Origin of the sequence: Ornithinimicrobium cerasi, assembly GCF_003702705.1 — a bacterium.
Classification (GTDB): domain Bacteria; phylum Actinomycetota; class Actinomycetes; order Actinomycetales; family Dermatophilaceae; genus Ornithinicoccus; species Ornithinicoccus cerasi.
This window is the reverse complement of record NZ_QZMN01000012.1, coordinates 75508-92475: the sequence shown is the minus strand read 5'-3', so window position 1 is coordinate 92475 and position 16968 is coordinate 75508. Positions and strand designations below refer to the sequence as shown.

Below are 16968 nucleotides of genomic sequence, written 5' to 3'. Positions count from 1 at the left end.
TGGAGGGCATGCCCGCCCCCAGCACCGAAGCCCTGCAGGCCGCGCTCGCGACCGTCGACGACCCCGAGATCCGCAAGCCGATCACCGAGCTCGGCATGGTCGAGGCGGTGGACGTCGACGACGCGGGCCGCGTGCGGGTCACCGTCCTGCTCACCGTCCCCGGCTGCCCGATGAAGGACACCATCACCCGCGACGTCACCGCCGCGGTCGCCGCCGTCGCGGGCGTGACCGGGGTCGACGTGCAGCTGGGCGTGATGAGCGACGAGCAGCGGTCCGGGCTGCGGCAGCAGCTCCGGGGCGGCGCCCCGGAGAAGGAGATCCCGTTCGCCCGGCCGGACTCGCTGACCACCGTGTATGCCGTCGCCTCCGGCAAGGGGGGCGTGGGCAAGTCCTCGGTCACCGTGAACCTCGCTGCGGCCCTGGCCGAGGAGGGGCTGCGGGTGGGCGTGGTCGACGCCGACATCTACGGCTTCTCGGTGCCGCGGATGATGGGGGTGACCCAGCCGCCGACGCAGGTGGACGACATGATCCTGCCCCCGGTGACCGAGGCGGGCGTCAAGGTCATCTCCATCGGGATGTTCGTCCCCGGCAACCAGCCCGTCGTCTGGCGCGGCCCGATGCTGCACCGGGCGATGCAGCAGTTCCTCGGCGACGTCTACTGGGGAGACCTCGACGTCCTGCTGCTCGACCTTCCCCCCGGCACCGGCGACATCGCGATCACCGTGGCGCAGCTGCTGCCCGGGAGCGAGCTGATCGTGGTCACCACACCGCAGCAGGCTGCCGCCGAGGTGGCCGAGCGCGCGGGAGCCATCTCCCTGCAGACGCACCAGCGCCTCGTCGGCGTCATCGAGAACATGTCCTGGCTCGAGCTCCCCGACGGGTCCCGTCAGGAGATCTTCGGCAGCGGGGGCGGGCGTGCGGTCGCGGACTCGCTGTCCCGCTCGATCGGTGCCGAGGTCCCCCTGCTCGGGCAGATCCCCCTCGACGTCACCCTCCGCGAGGGTGGCGACAACGGCCGGCCCGTGGTGGTCAGCTCGCCCGACTCGCCCGCCGCCACCGCGCTGCGCGGCATCGCACGTCAGCTCGCGCGCCGCGGCCGCGGGCTCGCGGGGCGCAAGCTGGGCATCACCCCCACGCTGAGCCGGTAGCCGCCGGCCGGTGAACCCGGTTCAGGTGGCGTCGACGTCGAACGGGGTCGGCCGGGCGGGGTCGTGGGGCGGGACCGTCGGGGCACCCGCGCCGGTCCGCCCCGTGCCCTGCGGGTGCCTGGGCTTCTCGACGCCGCCCTCGGCGGGGGCCGCTGCGCCCTCGGACGGGGTGGCCAGGGCCTCCCTCACGATCCGCCGCGGGTCGTACTGCCGCGGGTCCAGCTGGCGCCAGTCCACGTCCTCGAACGCCGGACCCATCTCGTTCTTGATCTGGGACTTGGCCCCCTCGGCGAGGTCACGCAGCTGACGGACCGCCTGGGCCAGCTTGGCCGCGTAGTGCGGCAGCCGCGAGGGTCCGAGGACGATCAGCGCGAGCAGGACGAGGAGCAGGATCTCGCCCGAGTTGATGGTGATGGTCCTGCCTCCTCGACGGGCCGACGCCGGCTCCGTTCACCGACCAGGCCAGCCTACCTAGTCGCCCGACCCCGCCAGCACGATGCGCACGGTGCGCAGCCCGCCGTCCTCGTCGCGCAGCACCAGCTCCACCTCGTCACCGACGGCGCGCGAGCGCAGCTCGACCAGGAGGTGCTGGGCGTCGGTGATCCGCGTGCCGTCCACCTCCACGATGACCTCGCCGGGCAGCACGCCGGCCTCGGCGGCCGGGCCGCCCGGGATGACGGGTGCAGCCCCGTCCCGTTCCTCCCCGAGCACCCGCGCGCCGTCGCCGGTGTACTGGAGGTCGATGTGCACGCCCATCACGGGGTGCTCGCTGCTGCCGGTCTCGATGAGCTGCGTGGCGGTGCGCTCGGCCTGCTCCGCCGGGATCGCGAACCCCAGACCGATGCTGCCCCGGGGGCCGCCGAGCGCGCCGGTGGGCATCTGGGCGATGGCCGAGTTGACCCCGACCACCCGGCCGGCGAGGTCCAGGAGCGGCCCGCCGGAGTTGCCCGGGTTGATGGCGGCGTCGGTCTGGATCGCGTTGATGTAGCTGACCTCCTCGTCCCCGGCGACCACCGGCCGGTCGACGGCGGAGACGATGCCGCTCGTCACCGTGCTGTCGAGGCCGAGGGGCGCGCCGACCGCCACCACCGTCTGGCCCACCTGCACCGCCGCCGAGTCGGCGAAGGGGAGGGCGGCGAGGTCGTCGAGGTCGACCTTGAGGACGGCGATGTCGTAGACCGGGTCGGAGCCGACCACCTCGGCGGGCACCGGCTCCCGACCCGGCAGCTCGACGGTGACGCCGTCCCCGGTCGTGCTGGCCGCCACGACGTGGTGGTTCGTGAGCAGGTAGCCGTCGGCGCGCACGACGAACCCCGACCCCTGGCCGTCGCGGCCACCGGGCCCGACGGAGATCAGCGCCACGCTGGGCAGCACGGAGCGCGACAGGGCGGGGATGGAGCCGGCCGCCGGGGCCGCCGAGACCAGTTCCGCCGCCGCCCCCGACGCCGCGGGGGCGGGGGACGTCTCCTCCGAGCGAGCGGGTGGACGCTCGGTCAGGTTCTCGGCGAGCACCCCGCCGCCGAGCCCACCGACGAGCCCCGCGACCAGCGCGGCGAGCACGAGCGGGGCCGAGCTGCGTCGCCGGGGCGGCCGCGCCGGGGGCAGGTATGACGTGGCCGTCGGGTCGCTCATGGGCCCGATCCTCTCAACCCGGCGCCCGGCCCGCGCGGCCGGTCACCCGAGCACGGCCGCGGGGCGGGCCAGCCCCGGAGCGACGGACGCCGGCCGCGGCTCGGGGCGACGGTGGGCCAGCGACTGGCGCAGGAGCGCCCGGCCACGGTGGATCCGCGAGCGCACGGTCCCCATCTTCACCCCGAGCGTCTGCGCGACCTCCTCGTAGGAGTAGCCCTCGATGTCCGCCAGCACGACGGCCGCGCGGAACTGCGGCGGCAGCGCCCGGAGCGCCGCCAGGATGTCGGCGTCGAGATGGGTCATCTCGTAGACCTGCTCCGGGTCCGAGCCCGAGGCGCGCAGCGGCAGGCGCGCCGACAGCTCCTCGGTGAGGGCGTCGAAGCGGATCCGCTGACGGCGGCGCACCCGGTCGAGGAAGAGGTTGGTGGTGATCCGGTGCAGCCAGCCCTCGAAGGTGCCCGGCCGGTAGGAGTCGAGGGAGCGGAACACCCGCACGAACACGTCCTGGGTCAGGTCCTCGGCCTCGTGCGGGTCACCGGTCAGCCGGTAGGCCAGGCGGTAGACCCGGGCGGAGTGCTCGCGCACGATCTCCTCCCAGCTGGGCGGCTGCCACCCTGCCGGTGTCTCGGGAACGGAGCGGGTCGTCACGGACGAGCTCATGCGCCCAGCGTTCCAGCGCTGGCTGGGAGCAGGCTGGGCGGGCAGACTAGGGTGGTCAGCATGGCTGCCGCGAAGGTGTCCTCCCTCGCCTACGCGGAGGACTACATCACCCCCCACCCCGTCATCGAGAGCGCGCAGCGCCGCGGCGAGGAGCTCGGTGCGACACCGGTCTCCACCGGCACCGGCGCCGCCCTGCGGATGCTGGCCGCGACGGTGGCGGCCCGGCACGTGGTCGAGATCGGCACGGGCGCCGGCGCCTCGGGCCTGTGGCTCCTCCAGGGCATGCCGCGCGACGGCATACTCACCTCGATCGACAGGGAGGCCGAGCACCAGCGCGCCGCCCGGGAGTCGTTCGCCGAGGCGGGCATCCCCTCCCAGCGGACGCGGGTGATCACCGGGGACGCCGCCCAGGTGCTGGGTCGGCTCACCGACGGCGCCTACGACCTGGTCCTCGTCGACGCCGACGCCGAGAGCTACCCCACCTACGTCGAGGAGGCCGTCCGCCTGCTGCGTCCCGGTGGCGTCCTGGTCCTCGACGACATGCTGGGGCAGGACCGGGTGGCCGACCCGGCCGCCCGGGACGCGGTCACCACGCTCCTGAGGGACCTCGGCAAGAGCCTGCGCGACGACGACCGGCTGCTGCCGGCGCTGCTGCCCGTCGGTGACGGGCTGCTCGTGGCGGTCCGCCGCTGACCGACGACGAAGCCCCCGGCGACCAGGTCGCGGGGGGCTTTCTCACGTCGGGAGGAGGACCTCAGCCCACGCAGTCCTTGATGGCTTGGCCCAGGGCGGTCGCCTCGTCGGCGTTCATCTCGACCACCAGACGTCCACCACCCTCGAGCGGCATGCGCAGGACGATTCCGCGCCCTTCCTTGGTGACCTCGAGAGGCCCGTCTCCGGTGCGAGGCTTCATTGCTGCCATGGGTTGCCCTTCCGTGTCCGCCGCTGGTGACCGGCTCCGTGCGCGAGCGCGCCCGGAGCGGTGCTCCCTCCAGTATCCCATCCCCCGCGCGGGCCCGCCTAATCGGCACAACCCCCTGCGGGGCTGGGATACTCGGCTCGTGCACGCCCGATCCGCCGTCGTCGACGTCTACGGCGACCACCTGCGCGAGCACGGCTGGTGGGGCCCGGTCGCCGGCGTGGTGGCGCTCGCGCAGGCCTGCGGCGTGCAGGCGCCGGCCACCCGCACCGCGATCTCCCGGCTGGTCCGCGAGGGGTGGCTCGTCGCGGAGTCACGCGAGGGGACCCGGGGGTATGCGGCCACCTCCCTCGCTCGGGAGCGGCTCGTGAGCGCGCACGCCCGGATCTACGCCCCCGGCCCCCGCCCGTGGGCCGGGACGTGGCACCTCGTGGTCGTGGACCACGGCGGGGACCGACGACGGCGCGACCAGGTCTCCGCCTCCCTGGGCTACCTCGGCTACGGCCGGCTGGGGCCCGGCGCGTGGCTCAGCCCGTGGCCGAACCCGGAGCTGGCGACCGTGCTGCACCGGGCCGACGTGCGGTGGTCGGCGGTCACCGGCCCGCTCGACGGCGAGGTGCCGGGCTCCTCCCCCGAGCTCGCCGCCCGCGTGTGGGACCTGCACGCCCTCGACACGGCATACCGGAGGTTCCTCGCGCAGCTTCCCGCCCCGGACACCCTCGCGGACCTGGTCCCTGAGGAGGCGTACCCCCGGCGGGCCCGACTGGTCCACGAGTGGCGCAAGTTCCTCTTCAGCGACCCGGGCCTGCCGGCCCAGGTGCTGCCCGCCGGCTGGGTCGGTCTGGAGGCCCGGACGCGCTTCCTCCAGGTGGCCTCGACGCTGCGCCCGGCGGCCGACCGCTACGTCGAGCGGACGCTGACCGACAGCCGGACCGCCGCGTAGATTGGGCGCCATGACCGTGCAGCCCGAGCAGAACCTCCCCGTCGTGGTGACCAAAGAGCAGGGCGTCGCGACGGTGACGCTGAACCGCCCGGCCGCGATGAACTCCCTGGACGTGCAGACCAAGGAGGCGCTGCTCGCCGCGCTGCGGGCCGTCGCGGCCGACGACGCCGTGCGCTGCGTCGTGCTGACGGGGACCGGTCGGGCCTTCTGCGTCGGCCAGGACCTCAAGGAGCACGTCCGGCTGCTCGCCGAGGACCCGGAACAGCTGTGGACCACGGTGTCCCTCCACTACAACCCCGTCGTGGAGCTGCTGGCCACGATGGACAAGCCCGTCGTCGCCGCGGTCAACGGCGTCGCCGCCGGCGCGGGTGCGGCGTTCGCCTTCGCCGCGGACCTGCGCTATGTGGCGGCGTCGGCGGGCTTCAACCTCGCCTTCACCGGGATCGGGTTGTCCTGCGACTCGGGCACCTCGTGGGCGCTCCCCCGGCTGGTCGGGCCGGGCCGGGCCAAGGAGCTCCTCTTCTTCCCCCGGACCGTCGACGCCCGCGAGGCGCTCGACCTCGGTCTGGCCACCGAGGTCGTGCCGGACGAGGAGCTGGCCGCGCGGGTGGGTGAGGTGGCGGCTGCGCTGGCCGCGGGCCCGACCTGTGCCTACGGCGCCGTCCGCCGGGCCGTGGCCTTCTCCTCCTCGCACGGCCTGACCGACTCCCTCGACTTCGAGGACCAGATGATGACCCGGACCGGCACGAGCGAGGACCACCGGTCCGCGGTCGACGCCTTCCTCGCCAAGGAACGGCCGACCTTCTCCGGACGGTGAGACCTTGGCCTGACCGCCGGCGCGCCGGTCACGGCGGGTCGTCGCGGGGAGGCACGAACCGGAACAGCTCCCAGGTCCACCAGACCTGCCACCCCACCAGGACGGCGGCGATCAGCACCGTCCGCAGCACGAGCACCCAGGTCGGCTGCCACCGCCGGGAGGCCGGCCACCCGCCGCCGACCAGGAGGACGAAGAGCGGGAAGAGCAGCATGAGGTAGCGGTAGATGCTCGTCCAGGGGTCCAGGGCGGCGAAGAGGTAGAGCGTGTAGCCCAGGCACCAGGTGCGCAGCTCCGGGCCCAGCCCCTGCGCCCACGGCCCCAGGACCGCCAGGACCAGCAGCCCCAGCCCCAGGGCGAGCACGAGCAGCCCCGCCAGGTCGCCCCAGAGCCACTGCACCCGCTCCAGCGTCGGCTGGAACGCGACCACCCCCTCGCCGCCCCGCCAGGCGGACATCGTCACCGTGTAGGCGTCCGGGACCCCCGTGCCGTTCCAGGCGAGCGCCGGCCAGATCAGCCCGGCGAGCCCGCAGCCGATCAGGGCGGCAACCATCCCCGCGAGCTCACCGGCACCGAGCGGCTCGCTCCCCCGCCGGCGCCAGCGCAGCACCACGGCGACCAGGGCGACCAGACCCAGGGGCAGGGCCACGGGTCGGGCCAGACCGGTGAGCAGCGCCACGAACGCGGCGGCCCACCACGCCCTGCGCACCAGCATCCAGAGCACGGCCGCCAGCAGGAGCAGGGCCAGCGACTCGGTGTAGGCGACCTGGAAGGTCGGTGCGCTCGGGTAGCTCCCCAGCAGCGCCACGCCCCCCAGCGCCGGCCCTCGCCCCACCTTCTCCCGGAGCAGCCCCGCCACGACCAGCGCGGCGGCATACCCGAGGACCGTGGCGACCACGGTGCCGGTGACCGCGAACGGCCAGCCGGTCACCGCGCCCAGCGCGCGGGCGAGGGCGGGGAAGAGGGGGTAGAACGCCCAGGCGTTCTGGCGGACCTGCCCGTCCTCGCCCCGGGGCAGCTGCTCGGGGTAGCCCTCGGTCGCGATCCGCTCGTACCAGGCGCCGTCCCAGAGGGTCGCGAACTGGAAGTAGCGCGGCACCCCCGGCTGGTCGTAGATCGAGGGGTCCTGCCAGTGGTGGGCGACCTGCCACAGGATGACCGTCGTGACCACCCGGCAGAGCGTCCACACGCCGACCACCGCCAGCACGAAGCGCCGGTCCAGCAGTCGCCGCAGGGGAGCTGCGGCGAGGGTCATGAGGTCGCGCGCAACCCGCCCGTGACGCGTGACCCGGAGCGGGAGGCCCCCGCGCGGAAGCAGCCGACGAGGTGGTCGTCGACGAGGCCGCAGGCCTGCATCGCGGCGTAGACCGTGGTCGGGCCGAGCTGGACGAAGCCGGCCTTGCGCAGCCGCTTGGCCAGCAGCTCGGACTCGGCCGTCTGGGGCGGCACGTCGGCGAAGCCGCGCGGCCGCGGGGTGGGCTCGGGAGCATGCGTCCAGAGCAGCTCCTCCAGCCCCCCGGTCTCGCGCAGGGCGACCGTGGCGCGGGCGTTGGTGACGGTGGCCTCGATCTTGCGACGGTTGCGCACGATGGCCTCCTCCCCCATCAGGCGGTCCACGTCGTCGTCGGTGAACGCCGCCACCGTGTCGGCGTCGAAGCCGGCGAACGCGGTGCGGAACGCGGGGCGCTTGCGCAGGATCGTGAGCCAGGACAGGCCGCTCTGGAAGCCCTCCAGGCACAGCCGTTCCAGCAGGGCCGTCTCGCCGTGGACCGGCTTGCCCCACTCCCGGTCGTGGTAGTCGCGGTAGTCGGCGTGCGAGAGCCCGGGCCAGCCGCAGCGGATGACGCCGTCGGGGCCGACCAGGAGATCGGGGTGCGGTGCGGTGATGGTCATCGGCTGAGTCCTCCAGGCTGCGTCGCAGCGGTGTCGTCGCTGGGCCGTCCGGCAGGATGTTCCCCCCGCAGGCGGGTGATCTCGGCGTCCCGGTCGGCCAGCTCGTCGGCCAGCCGGGTCAGCGCCGCGTCGACCTGCCCCATGCGGTAGCCACGGGCGGCCTGGTCGAAACGCAGCTCCTGCACGGCCTCCGGACCCACAGGCCCCTGCGGCAGGGCACGGGCGCTCTGCGTGGACACCGGTGCGGGCACCCCGGGCACGTCGGCACGGCTGACGGCCCAGGCGGCGAGCGCGCCCAGGACCAGCACGGCGGCGACGAGCCCGACGATGATCACGGCACGATCCTTACACGTCAGGACGTCGCTGAGAACCCCGACCCGCGGCGTTCCTCCTGCGCGGCCACGATCCAGGCGACCGCCTCGGCCACGTCGTCGGTCACCCGGAGCAGGTCCAGGTCCCCCGGCGAGAGCATCCCCTCGGCCATGAGCGTGTGCCGCAACCAGTGCAGGAGGGGCCCCCAGAACGTGGCCCCCATGAGGATGATCGGGAAGTTGGTGATCTTGCCGGTCTGGATGAGGGTGAGCGCCTCGAACAGCTCGTCCAGCGTGCCGACGCCACCGGGGAGGACGACGAAACCCTCCGCATACTTGACGAACATCGTCTTGCGGACGAAGAAGTAGCGGAAGTTGATGCCGAGGTTGGCGTAGGCGTTGAGACCGCTCTCCATCGGCAGCTCGATACCCAGCCCGACCGACGTCCCCCCTGCCTCGGTCGCCCCCTTGTTCGCCCCTTCCATCGCGCCCGGTCCACCGCCGGTGATCACGGCGAACCCGGCCCCGACGAGGGCGGCACCCACCTCCTCGGCCAGCGCGTAGGTCGGGTGGCCGGGACGGGTGCGGGCGGACCCGAAGACCGAGATCGCCGGCCCCAGCTCGGCCAGGCCCCCGAAGCCCTCGACGAACTCGGCCTGGATGCGCATCACCCGCCACGGGTCGGAGTGCACCCAGCCCGCGGGCTCGCGCCCCTCGAGGAGGCGCTGGTCGGTGGTGCTCCGCGGAACCCGCGACCCCCTCAGGGTCACCGGTCCCTTGTGGTGCTCTGGTCGTGTGGCCACGTGGCGAATCTACGGGGTGAGGGGACGGCGCGGCGACCGCCTAGGATCGTCGGGTGCCCCTGACCCCCTCCGGACGACGGACCGCCGCCGTGCTCCTGGTGGGCGCCACCGCGGTGAGCGCGGTCGTGGGCGCGCGGTGGGTGGCCGAGCAGCTGGCCCCGGTGGAGTGCGTCTTCGTCGCGGCCGACCGGGAGGAGACCTTCACCCCGGAGCAGTCCGCCAACGCCGCGACGATCGCCGCCGTCGGGCTGCAGCGTGGGCTGCCGCCGCGCGCCGCCACCATCGCCCTGGCCACGGCCATCCAGGAGAGCAAGCTGCGCAACCTGCGCTACGGGGACGCCGACAGCCAGGGGCTGTTCCAGCAGCGACCCAGCCAGGGGTGGGGAACCGTCGAGCAGGTCACCGACCCGGTCTACGCCAGCAACGCGTTCTACGCCGCCCTGGAACAGGTCCCGGGGTGGCAGGACGGGGTGGTCACCGAGGTGGCTCAGGAGGTGCAGCGCAGCGCGTTCCCGGAGGCGTACGCCGATCACGAGCAGGAGGGGCGGGTGCTCGCCTCGGTCCTCACCGGCCAGGAGGGGGCGTCCACCCGGATGGGGTGCCGCCTCGACGAGCCCGCCGCACCGGGGTCCGCGCAGGCGCTGGCGGACAAGCTGGCCGAGCAGCTGGGGGTCACCGGCAGCGTCGACGCCGGGGCGGGGAGCCTCACCCTCGAGCTGGAGGACGAGGCCCTGGCATGGAGCGCCGGCACCTGGGCGGTGAGCCATGCCGAGGCCGAGGAGGTGGTCACGGTGACGGTCGGCTCCCGCAGCTGGGACCGCGGGGCGGACGACCCGCTCTCGTGGGCCGACGCCGGGTCCGCCCTGCCGTCCACCACGGTCCTCGTCGAGGTGGCGGGCTGACCGTCCGCGACGCCGACGCCCCCGCCCGCCGCGGCGGAGGGGGGCTGTCGGGTCGGCGTCGGTTCAGCGCTGCTCGGCGCTGACGTACCGACGCTCGGACTCTCCGACGTAGACCTGGCGCGGGCGCCCGATCTTGGTCGCGGGGTCGGTGATCATCTCGCGGTACTGCGCGATCCAGCCGGGCAGGCGGCCGATGGCGAAGAGCACGGTGAACATGTTGCTGGGGAAGCCCATCGACTCGTAGATGAGGCCCGTGTAGAAGTCGACGTTCGGGTAGAGCTTGCGCTCCACGAAGTAGTCGTCCTCGAGCGCGGTCTGCTCGAGCTCCATGGCGAGGTCGAGCAGCGGGTTCTGGCCGGCCTTGGCCAGCAGCTCGTGCGCCGTCTTCTTCACGATGGCGGCGCGCGGGTCGTAGTTCTTGTAGACCCGGTGGCCGAAGCCCATGAGCTTGACCCCGTCCTCCTTGTTCTTGACCTGCCGCACGAACTCGGCGACGTCCCCGCCGCTGCTCTGGATCTTGCCCAGCATCTCCAGCACGGCCGAGTTGGCACCGCCGTGCAGGGGCCCGGAGAGGGCGTGGATGCCCGCGGAGATGGAGGAGAAGAGGTTGGCCTCGGAGGAGCCCACCAGGCGCACGGTGGAGGTGGAGCAGTTCTGCTCGTGGTCCGCGTGCAGGATGAACAGCAGGTCCAACGCCTTGGCCAGGTCGGGGTCCAGGTCGTACTTCTCGGTGGGCTGCCCGAACGTCATCCAGAGGAAGTTCTCGACGAGGTTGAAGTCGTTGTCCGGGTAGAGAAGGGACTGCCCCTGGCTCTTGCGGAAGGCGTAGGAGGCGATCGTCGGCAGCTTGGCCATGAGCCGGATCGTGGAGATCTCGACGGCCTCGGGGTCGTGCGGGTCGTGGCTGTCCTGGTAGAAGGTGCCCAGGGCGGAGACGGCCGAGGACAGCACCGACATCGGGTGCGCGTCGCGCGGGAAGCCGTCGAAGAAGTTCTTCATGTCCTCCACGAGGAGGGTGTGGCGACGCAGCCGCTGGTCGAACTCCGCCAACTCCTGGGCGCTGGGCAGCTCGCCGTAGATGAGCAGGTAGGAGGTCTCGAGGAAGGAGGACTTCTCGGCCAGCTGGTCGATCGGGTAGCCCCGGTAGCGCAGGATCCCCGCGTCCCCGTCGATGTAGGTGATGGCGGACTGGCAGGAGGCGGTGTTGACGAAACCGACGTCGAGGGTGGTGTCGCCCGTGGTCTTCATCAGCGCGCTGATGTCGAGGCCGTTGTTGCCCTCCACCGCGGGCACCACCTTGAGGGGCAGCTCGTGCTCGCCGTGACGCAGGGTCACGGCGGTGTCGATGGTGGTCTCAGTCATGGGTGTCCTCCAGTCGGGGATGGGCCGGTCAGGGGGCGTGCGGTCACTCGTCGTGCGACTGCGGGGGCAGCACGGCCACGATCGGGTGATCCTTGGGGATCAGGCCCATCTTGGCCGCACCGCCGGGGCTGCCCAGATCGTCGAAGAACTCGACGTTGGCCTTGTAGTACTCCGCCCACTCCTCCGGGACGTCGTCCTCGTAGTAGATCGCCTCCACCGGGCACACCGGCTCGCAGGCCCCGCAGTCCACGCACTCGTCGGGGTGGATGTAGAGCGAACGCTCCCCCTCGTAGATGCAGTCGACCGGACACTCCTCGATGCAGGCCTTGTCCTTGAGGTCCACACACGGCTGAGCGATCACGTACGTCATGGGGAAAGAGTATGCCGTCTCCGCCGCCCGGAGCCGCACCGGGTCAGTAGCCCGCGTCCGGGTGGGTGCAGACGATCTCGTCGGCGGCCTGGTAGGTGGTGGTGAACTCGTCACGGCCCACCTCCGCCCCGCCGCTGCGCAGGATCCGGACGTTGGTGATGGTGAAACCCTCCGAGGGGTTCTGCGGCACGCACTCGGGGTCGTCGACCTCGATCCGCTCCCCCCGGGTGGGGTTGCGGCGGGGGCCGTCGACCGTCTCGACGTCGTGGGCGCGCTGCCCCAGGAACGACATGAAGATCGTGTCGCCGCCGATCCTGGCGCGGACCACGACGGGGTTGTCGGTGTCGTTGGTCCAGAGGTTGTCGAGGCCGGGCAGCGCGAGCGTGGCCTCGCGACCGGCCGGGTAGCGGGGGATGTAGTAGGAGTGCGGGGTGTGCGCGTCGAGCTGCACGCCGGAGAACCACGAGGTGTTGAAGACCACCGTGGAGATCTGGGACAGCCCGCCGCCCATGCCCTGGACCAGGCGGCCGTCGACGATGATCGGCGCCTCGCGGTAGCCGTTGGCCTCGGTGATGTCGCCGAGGGCGGTCGACAGCGCGAACTGCTCCCCGGGCATGACGACGTATCCGTCCAGGTTGCGCACCGCCGCGACCAGGTTGGCCGTGCGGGAGGAGTTGGCCTCCCCGGTCGGGAAGACCGAGCTGAAGGCCCCCATCTCGGAGAACGTCCAGTCCTCGGCGGCCGCCGTCCCGATGGCGGGCTCGACCGGCTGCAGCTCCGTCGTGACCTCGCGGGCCGGTCCCGTGGCGCCGAGCGCGGCCACCACGTCCGCGAGCAGGGTGTCCTCGTCCAGCACGGCGCCGGTGCGCGAGGGCACCACCTCCACCGAGCCCGACTCGAGACGGACCGTCGCGTCGACCGGGCCCTGCTCGAGCTGGCCGAGGTCCTCGCGCAGGCGGGCCAGGAGGCTCTCCTCGTCGACCTCGAGGGCCAGCGTCGCGCCTGCGCCGCTGTCGACGCTCAGCAGCGCCGCGATCTCACGCGGGGCGAGCTCAGCCGCAGCCGTCTGCGCGTCCTCGCCCGACCCGCGCGTCGCGGTGACCACCAGCGGGGCCGCCAGCACCGGCTCGACCTCCTCCCGGGTGAACCTCTCGATCTCGGCCTGGGTCAGCACCGGGGCCACGGTGACCGCCGCCCCGGTCACGTCGTGGGAGTCCGGCCAGGCACCGGCGACCGCGTCGACCGTCCTCTCGACGTCGAGCAGGCGCCCGTCCTGGGCGTCGACCACCTCGACGGCCTCCTCCGTCACCGCCACCTCCCCCTCCACGGGGTCGGTGTCGTAGTCCTGCGCCTGCTCCTGCACGGCCGCGGTGAGCGCGTCGCGGTCCACCGTCCCCAGGAGCGGCAGCTCACGCTCGCTGCGGACCACGTGCGTCCACAAGGCCCGCGGGTCGAGGGTGAAGCCCGTCACCTGGTCGAGGGTGGCCTCGAGGTCGTGGCCCAGGCCCGCGGTCCGCGGGTCGAGGTTGAGCTGCGTCTCCTCCTGCGGCGGCGCGCCCTCAGGGCGCACGGTGACGACGACCGGCTGGGCCAGCCGGTCCGCGAGCGACCGCTCGAGGTGGTCGCGGGCAGCCTCGCGGGACATCGTGCCGATGTCGACGCCGGCCACGCTCACCCCGGCCGGCGGCCGGTCCTTGAACCACAGCGCCACCCCGAGATAGGCCCCGCCCAGCACGAGCAGCGCGACGACGAGGCGCAGGGCGACCCCGGTCCACCCGCGCTCAGGTCGTTCCTCGGGCAGCCCGGCCTCCGGGGGGGACCCCAGCCGTGTCGCGTCGCTCATCCGCCGTCTCGTCCTTCCGTCGCTCCTGCGGCTCCCGTGCCCACCCTCACCGCAGCTCGCCCAGTCCTCCACGGTAATGGACCAGGGCCGCGTCGTCGGTCGGGCGCGCCTGCAGACTCAGCACCTCGCCCACCACCAGCACGTGGTCGCCGGCCGGGTGGAGGGCGTAGGTGCGGCACTCGAACGCGGCGAGCGCACCCTCGACGAGGGCGACACCCGTGGCGGAGCCCCGCTCGTGCGGGACCCGGACGAGCTGGTTGTGCAGGGGGCGGCCGGGTTCCCCGAGCCACTGCGCCATCCCGCGCAGGCGGGCCGGCAGGATGCTGACCCCGAAAGGCTCCCCGGACTCCACCCCCTCCAGGACGCGGGCCTCGGGGTGCAGGCTGACGAGCAGCAGGACCGGTGCCAGCGAGACGCTGGTGAGGGAGTCCACCGTGAGGGCCACGTCGTGCCCCCGGTGCCGCGAGGTCACCACCGCCACCCCGGTGGCGAACCGCCCCATCGCCTGGCGGTAGCGGGCCGGGTCCACCGCGGCGGCCGCGTCGGTCACGGCGCCGTCCGGTCCCACCGGGCGTAACCCTCGCGGGCGGGCAGCCGGGCGGCGACGTCGTTGCTCAGCGTGAACCACCCGTCGTGCACGGTGACCTGCGTGGGGTGCTCGCGCAGCGCCGCGACCTGGGCCGGCAGCGCGGCCCCGTCCACCACCGCGTGCGTCACCCTCCCGTCGTCCACCACCGAGGGCGGGTAGGGATCGTCCGCGTCGGGGACGGTGACCCGGCCGCCCTCCTCCGCCCTGGCTGCGGCCGGCACGTGCTCGGCGAGCCACCGGCGGTCCTCCTCGGCCCACGAGCGCGGGGTCAGGGAGACGTACAGACGCGGGGAGGGCACCTCGGGGTGCCGCTCCGCCAGCCGCGCCAGGGCCGCGACGGTCACCCGGTGCGTCTGGACGTGGTCGGGGTGGCGGTAGCCGCCCTCCGGGTCGTAGGTGAGGACCACGTCGGGGTGCAGGGCCGCGAGCTGCTCGGCCAGCACCGCCGCCACCTCCTCGACGTCGGCGCCGGCCAGGGCGCGCGGGTGGGCGGCCGCCGCCGACCCGACCATCCCGCTGTCCCGCCACCGCGGCAGGTCGCCCCCGAGCCAGTGGTGGGTGACGCCGAGCGCGGCGGTGGCCCTCGCGACCTCCCAGGAGCGGTGCGGTCCCAGAGCCTCGGAGCCCTCGAGGTGTGCCAGACCTGGGGGGATCACCTCCCCCTCCTCCCCCAGCGTGCAGGTGATGACGTGCACGTCGTCACCGGCCGCGGCGTGGTGGGCGAGCGCGACACCGGTGGCCAGCGTCTCGTCGTCCGGGTGGGCGTGCACCGCCACCACGCGCAGCGGGCGGTCCAGGTCGACAGGTATGCCGTCACGCAGGTCGGGACGCTCCACCGGTCAGCCCTGGTTGCGCGCCCGGGCGGCGGTCCGCGCCCGCAGGGTCTGGTCGAGGACCAGCTTGCGCACCCGGATGGCCTCCGGCGTCACCTCGACGCACTCGTCCTCCCGGCAGAACTCCAGCGACTGCTCCAGGGAGAGGAGTCGGGGCGGTACGAGCCGCTCCAGCACGTCGGCCCCCGCGGAGCGGACGTTCGTCAGCTTGCGCTCCTTGGTGATGTTGACGTCCATGTCGTCGGCGCGCGAGTTCTCGCCGATGATCATGCCCTCGTAGACCTCGGTCGTCGGCTCCACGAAGAGGGTGCCGCGCTCCTGCAGGTTGAACATGGCGTACGACGAGGCCACCCCGGCGCGGTCCGAGACGAGCGACCCCGACTGGCGGGTCCGGATCTCGCCGAACCACGGGACGTAGCCCTCGAAGACGTGGTGGGCGATGCCGGTGCCCCGCGTCTCGGTGAGGAACTCGGTGCGGAAGCCGATGAGCCCGCGGGAGGGCACGACATACTCCATCCGCACCCAGCCGGTGCCGTGGTTGGTCATCTGCTCCATCCGACCCTTGCGGGCGGCCATCAGCTGGGTGATCGTGCCGAGGTGCTCCTCGGGGCTGTCGATGGTGAGCCGCTCGACGGGCTCGTGCAGCTTGCCGTCGACCTCCTTGGTCACCACCTGCGGCTTGCCCACGGTCAGCTCGTAGCCCTCGCGGCGCATCTGCTCCACGAGGATCGCCAGCGCCAGCTCGCCACGGCCCTGGACCTCCCAGGTGTCCGGCCGCTCGGTCGGCAGGACCCGCAGCGACACGTTGCCGACGAGCTCCTTGTCGAGCCGGTCCTTGACCAGCCTTGCCGTGACCTTCGACCCCTTGACGCGACCGGCCAGCGGGCTGCTGTTGGTGCCGATGGTCATCGAGATCGCCGGCTCGTCGACGGTGATGAGCGGGAGCGGCACGGGGTTCTCGGCGTCCGCCAGCGTCTCCCCGATGGTGATCTCCGGGATGCCGGCGATCGCGATGATGTCGCCCTGGGACGCCTGCTCGCCGGGCTTGCGCTCCAGGCCGTCCGTCACCAGCAGCTCGGTGATCTTGACCTTGACGACCGAGCCGTCCCGACGGCACCAGGCCACCTGCTGGCCCTTGCGGATCGTCCCCTCGTGGACGCGGCACAGCGCGAGACGGCCGAGGAAGGGGCTGGAGTCGAGGTTCGTGACGTGCGCCTGCAGCGCGGCCCCCTCGGTGTAGGTGGGCGCCGGCACGGTGTTCAGGATCGTCTCGAAGAGCGGCTCGAGGTCGGGGCTGTCGGGCATGCCGCCGTCGGCGGGAGCCTCCATGGAGGCCCGGCCGGCCTTCGCCGAGGCGTAGACCACCGGGAAGTTCAGCGACCTCTCGACCACCTCGGGGTCGTGGTCGTCGAGCAGGTCCATGAAGAGCGAGTAGACCTCGTCGACGACGGCCGCGATCCGGCTGTCGGGGCGGTCCACCTTGTTGATGCACAGCACGACGGGCAGGTGCGCGGCCAGCGCCTTGCGCAGCACGAAGCGGGTCTGCGGCAGCGGTCCCTCGGACGCGTCCACGAGGAGCACCACCCCGTCGACCATCGACAGACCACGCTCCACCTCGCCGCCGAAGTCGGCGTGCCCCGGGGTGTCGATGATGTTGATCGTCATCCCGCCCGCGGGGGCGTGGGTGCCGGTGTAGCGGATCGCGGTGTTCTTGGCGAGGATCGTGATCCCCTTCTCCCGCTCCAGGTCCCCCGAGTCCATGACCCGGTCCATGTCCGCGTGGAACTCGGAGCCGTGGTGCGCGGCGAACGCCCCGCCCTGGGTGAGCATGGCGTCCACGAGGGTGGTCTTGCCGTGGTCGACGTGCGCGACGATGGCGACGTTGCGGATGTCGGCGCGCACGCCGGAGCCGGATGGGGTCTGAGGCATGTGCTCCATTCTCTCAG

Annotated in this window: 19 protein-coding genes; 5 read left to right on the top strand and 14 right to left on the bottom strand. The window is 73.1% G+C overall.

What is annotated here, in order from left to right:
* Positions 1-8 precede the first annotated feature (8 nt).
* Positions 9-1148 carry an Mrp/NBP35 family ATP-binding protein gene (locus D4B81_RS14115; protein ID WP_097188163.1) on the top strand — a complete coding sequence of 380 codons (1140 nt, stop codon included), beginning with the start codon at positions 9-11 and terminating at the stop codon, positions 1146-1148.
* A gap of 21 nt (positions 1149-1169) precedes the next feature.
* Here the strand turns inward: D4B81_RS14115 and D4B81_RS18920 are convergent, their stop codons facing one another.
* From D4B81_RS18920 to sigE, 3 genes are all read right to left on the bottom strand, one after another.
* Positions 1170-1406 (bottom strand): Sec-independent protein translocase family protein, encoded by a 237-nt coding sequence (locus D4B81_RS18920; RefSeq protein ID WP_237566009.1) that lies wholly within the window; start codon positions 1404-1406, stop codon positions 1170-1172.
* 213 nt (positions 1407-1619) lie between these two features.
* Positions 1620-2780, bottom strand: a complete 1161-nt coding sequence (locus D4B81_RS14105; protein WP_122263231.1) for a S1C family serine protease — start codon at positions 2778-2780, stop codon at positions 1620-1622.
* Positions 2781-2822: 42 nt separating this feature from the next.
* Entirely contained in the window at positions 2823-3440 is a 618-nt protein-coding gene (gene sigE / locus D4B81_RS14100) for an RNA polymerase sigma factor SigE (RefSeq protein WP_097188094.1), read from the bottom strand.
* A gap of 60 nt (positions 3441-3500) precedes the next feature.
* Between sigE and D4B81_RS14095 the strand changes: the two genes are divergently transcribed.
* Positions 3501-4133 carry an O-methyltransferase gene (locus tag D4B81_RS14095; RefSeq protein ID WP_122263229.1) on the top strand — a complete coding sequence of 211 codons (633 nt, stop codon included), beginning with the start codon at positions 3501-3503 and terminating at the stop codon, positions 4131-4133.
* 61 nt (positions 4134-4194) lie between these two features.
* Here the strand turns inward: D4B81_RS14095 and D4B81_RS14090 are convergent, their stop codons facing one another.
* Positions 4195-4362 (bottom strand): DUF3117 domain-containing protein, encoded by a 168-nt coding sequence (locus tag D4B81_RS14090; RefSeq protein ID WP_097188095.1) that lies wholly within the window; start codon positions 4360-4362, stop codon positions 4195-4197.
* Positions 4363-4501: 139 nt separating this feature from the next.
* Between D4B81_RS14090 and D4B81_RS14085 the strand changes: the two genes are divergently transcribed.
* Together D4B81_RS14085 and D4B81_RS14080 are read left to right on the top strand one after the other, a co-directional pair.
* Positions 4502-5302 carry a PaaX family transcriptional regulator gene (locus D4B81_RS14085; protein WP_161965173.1) on the top strand — a complete coding sequence of 267 codons (801 nt, stop codon included), beginning with the start codon at positions 4502-4504 and terminating at the stop codon, positions 5300-5302.
* Between the two features lie 10 nt (positions 5303-5312).
* Complete coding sequence (locus D4B81_RS14080; RefSeq protein WP_122263226.1) at positions 5313-6119, top strand: enoyl-CoA hydratase/isomerase family protein; 807 nt, start codon at positions 5313-5315, stop codon at positions 6117-6119.
* Positions 6120-6147: 28 nt separating this feature from the next.
* On the opposite strand, the gene D4B81_RS14075 is transcribed toward D4B81_RS14080, so the two are convergent.
* The 4 genes from D4B81_RS14075 to D4B81_RS14060 are packed head-to-tail and all read right to left on the bottom strand — an operon-like array spanning position 6148 to position 9123.
* The gene (locus D4B81_RS14075) at positions 6148-7371 is read right to left on the bottom strand and encodes a hypothetical protein (protein ID WP_237566008.1); all 1224 of its coding nucleotides are present in this window, start codon (positions 7369-7371) and stop codon (positions 6148-6150) included.
* The gene (locus D4B81_RS14070) at positions 7368-8009 is read right to left on the bottom strand and encodes a DNA-3-methyladenine glycosylase I (protein ID WP_097188098.1); all 642 of its coding nucleotides are present in this window, start codon (positions 8007-8009) and stop codon (positions 7368-7370) included. The genes D4B81_RS14075 and D4B81_RS14070 overlap by 4 nt, the downstream gene beginning before the upstream one ends.
* Positions 8006-8344 (bottom strand): DivIVA domain-containing protein, encoded by a 339-nt coding sequence (locus D4B81_RS14065; protein ID WP_097188099.1) that lies wholly within the window; start codon positions 8342-8344, stop codon positions 8006-8008. Before D4B81_RS14065 ends, D4B81_RS14070 begins: the two co-directional genes overlap by 4 nt.
* Positions 8345-8361: 17 nt before the next feature.
* Positions 8362-9123: an LOG family protein gene (locus D4B81_RS14060; protein ID WP_122263224.1), complete on the bottom strand. Its 762-nt coding sequence runs from the start codon at positions 9121-9123 to the stop codon at positions 8362-8364.
* 53 nt (positions 9124-9176) lie between these two features.
* On the opposite strand from D4B81_RS14060, the gene D4B81_RS14055 reads away from it, so the two are divergent.
* Entirely contained in the window at positions 9177-10025 is an 849-nt protein-coding gene (locus D4B81_RS14055; RefSeq protein WP_122263222.1) for a hypothetical protein, read from the top strand.
* Positions 10026-10088: 63 nt separating this feature from the next.
* On the opposite strand, the gene D4B81_RS14050 is transcribed toward D4B81_RS14055, so the two are convergent.
* From D4B81_RS14050 to typA, 6 genes are read right to left on the bottom strand one after another with little or no spacing between them, the layout of a single operon-like run.
* Complete coding sequence (locus D4B81_RS14050) at positions 10089-11387, bottom strand: citrate synthase (RefSeq protein WP_122263220.1); 1299 nt, start codon at positions 11385-11387, stop codon at positions 10089-10091.
* 43 nt (positions 11388-11430) lie between these two features.
* A complete protein-coding gene (fdxA, locus tag D4B81_RS14045; protein ID WP_097188103.1) occupies positions 11431-11757 on the bottom strand; it encodes a ferredoxin in 327 nt (108 codons plus the stop codon).
* A 43-nt stretch (positions 11758-11800) separates the two neighbouring features.
* Entirely contained in the window at positions 11801-13600 is a 1800-nt protein-coding gene (locus tag D4B81_RS14040; RefSeq protein ID WP_122263218.1) for a VanW family protein, read from the bottom strand.
* A 46-nt stretch (positions 13601-13646) separates the two neighbouring features.
* The gene (locus tag D4B81_RS14035) at positions 13647-14168 is read right to left on the bottom strand and encodes a flavin reductase family protein (RefSeq protein WP_237566007.1); all 522 of its coding nucleotides are present in this window, start codon (positions 14166-14168) and stop codon (positions 13647-13649) included.
* Complete coding sequence (gene mshB / locus D4B81_RS14030) at positions 14147-15025, bottom strand: N-acetyl-1-D-myo-inositol-2-amino-2-deoxy-alpha-D-glucopyranoside deacetylase (protein ID WP_122263216.1); 879 nt, start codon at positions 15023-15025, stop codon at positions 14147-14149. Before mshB ends, D4B81_RS14035 begins: the two co-directional genes overlap by 22 nt.
* Before the next feature lie 3 nt (positions 15026-15028).
* Positions 15029-16951, bottom strand: a complete 1923-nt coding sequence (gene typA, locus D4B81_RS14025; RefSeq protein WP_122263323.1) for a translational GTPase TypA — start codon at positions 16949-16951, stop codon at positions 15029-15031.
* Positions 16952-16968: the final 17 nt, after the last annotated feature.

What these genes read in the sequence shown, in the direction of transcription:
- D4B81_RS14050 (WP_122263220.1), bottom strand. Translation starts at nt 11,387, where the DNA reads ATGACTGAGACCACCATCGACACCGCCGTGACCCTGCGTCACGGCGAG.
- D4B81_RS18920 (WP_237566009.1), bottom strand. Translation starts at nt 1,406, where the DNA reads ATGGGTCCGGCGTTCGAGGACGTGGACTGGCGCCAGCTGGACCCGCGG.
- D4B81_RS14105 (WP_122263231.1), bottom strand. Translation starts at nt 2,780, where the DNA reads ATGAGCGACCCGACGGCCACGTCATACCTGCCCCCGGCGCGGCCGCCC.
- D4B81_RS14090 (WP_097188095.1), bottom strand. Translation starts at nt 4,362, where the DNA reads ATGGCAGCAATGAAGCCTCGCACCGGAGACGGGCCTCTCGAGGTCACC.
- sigE (WP_097188094.1), bottom strand. Translation starts at nt 3,440, where the DNA reads ATGAGCTCGTCCGTGACGACCCGCTCCGTTCCCGAGACACCGGCAGGG.
- D4B81_RS14075 (WP_237566008.1), bottom strand. Translation starts at nt 7,371, where the DNA reads ATGACCCTCGCCGCAGCTCCCCTGCGGCGACTGCTGGACCGGCGCTTC.
- fdxA (WP_097188103.1), bottom strand. Translation starts at nt 11,757, where the DNA reads ATGACGTACGTGATCGCTCAGCCGTGTGTGGACCTCAAGGACAAGGCC.
- D4B81_RS14070 (WP_097188098.1), bottom strand. Translation starts at nt 8,009, where the DNA reads ATGACCATCACCGCACCGCACCCCGATCTCCTGGTCGGCCCCGACGGC.
- D4B81_RS14095 (WP_122263229.1), top strand. Translation starts at nt 3,501, where the DNA reads ATGGCTGCCGCGAAGGTGTCCTCCCTCGCCTACGCGGAGGACTACATC.
- D4B81_RS14115 (WP_097188163.1), top strand. Translation starts at nt 9, where the DNA reads ATGCCCGCCCCCAGCACCGAAGCCCTGCAGGCCGCGCTCGCGACCGTC.
- typA (WP_122263323.1), bottom strand. Translation starts at nt 16,951, where the DNA reads ATGCCTCAGACCCCATCCGGCTCCGGCGTGCGCGCCGACATCCGCAAC.
- D4B81_RS14080 (WP_122263226.1), top strand. Translation starts at nt 5,313, where the DNA reads ATGACCGTGCAGCCCGAGCAGAACCTCCCCGTCGTGGTGACCAAAGAG.
- D4B81_RS14040 (WP_122263218.1), bottom strand. Translation starts at nt 13,600, where the DNA reads ATGAGCGACGCGACACGGCTGGGGTCCCCCCCGGAGGCCGGGCTGCCC.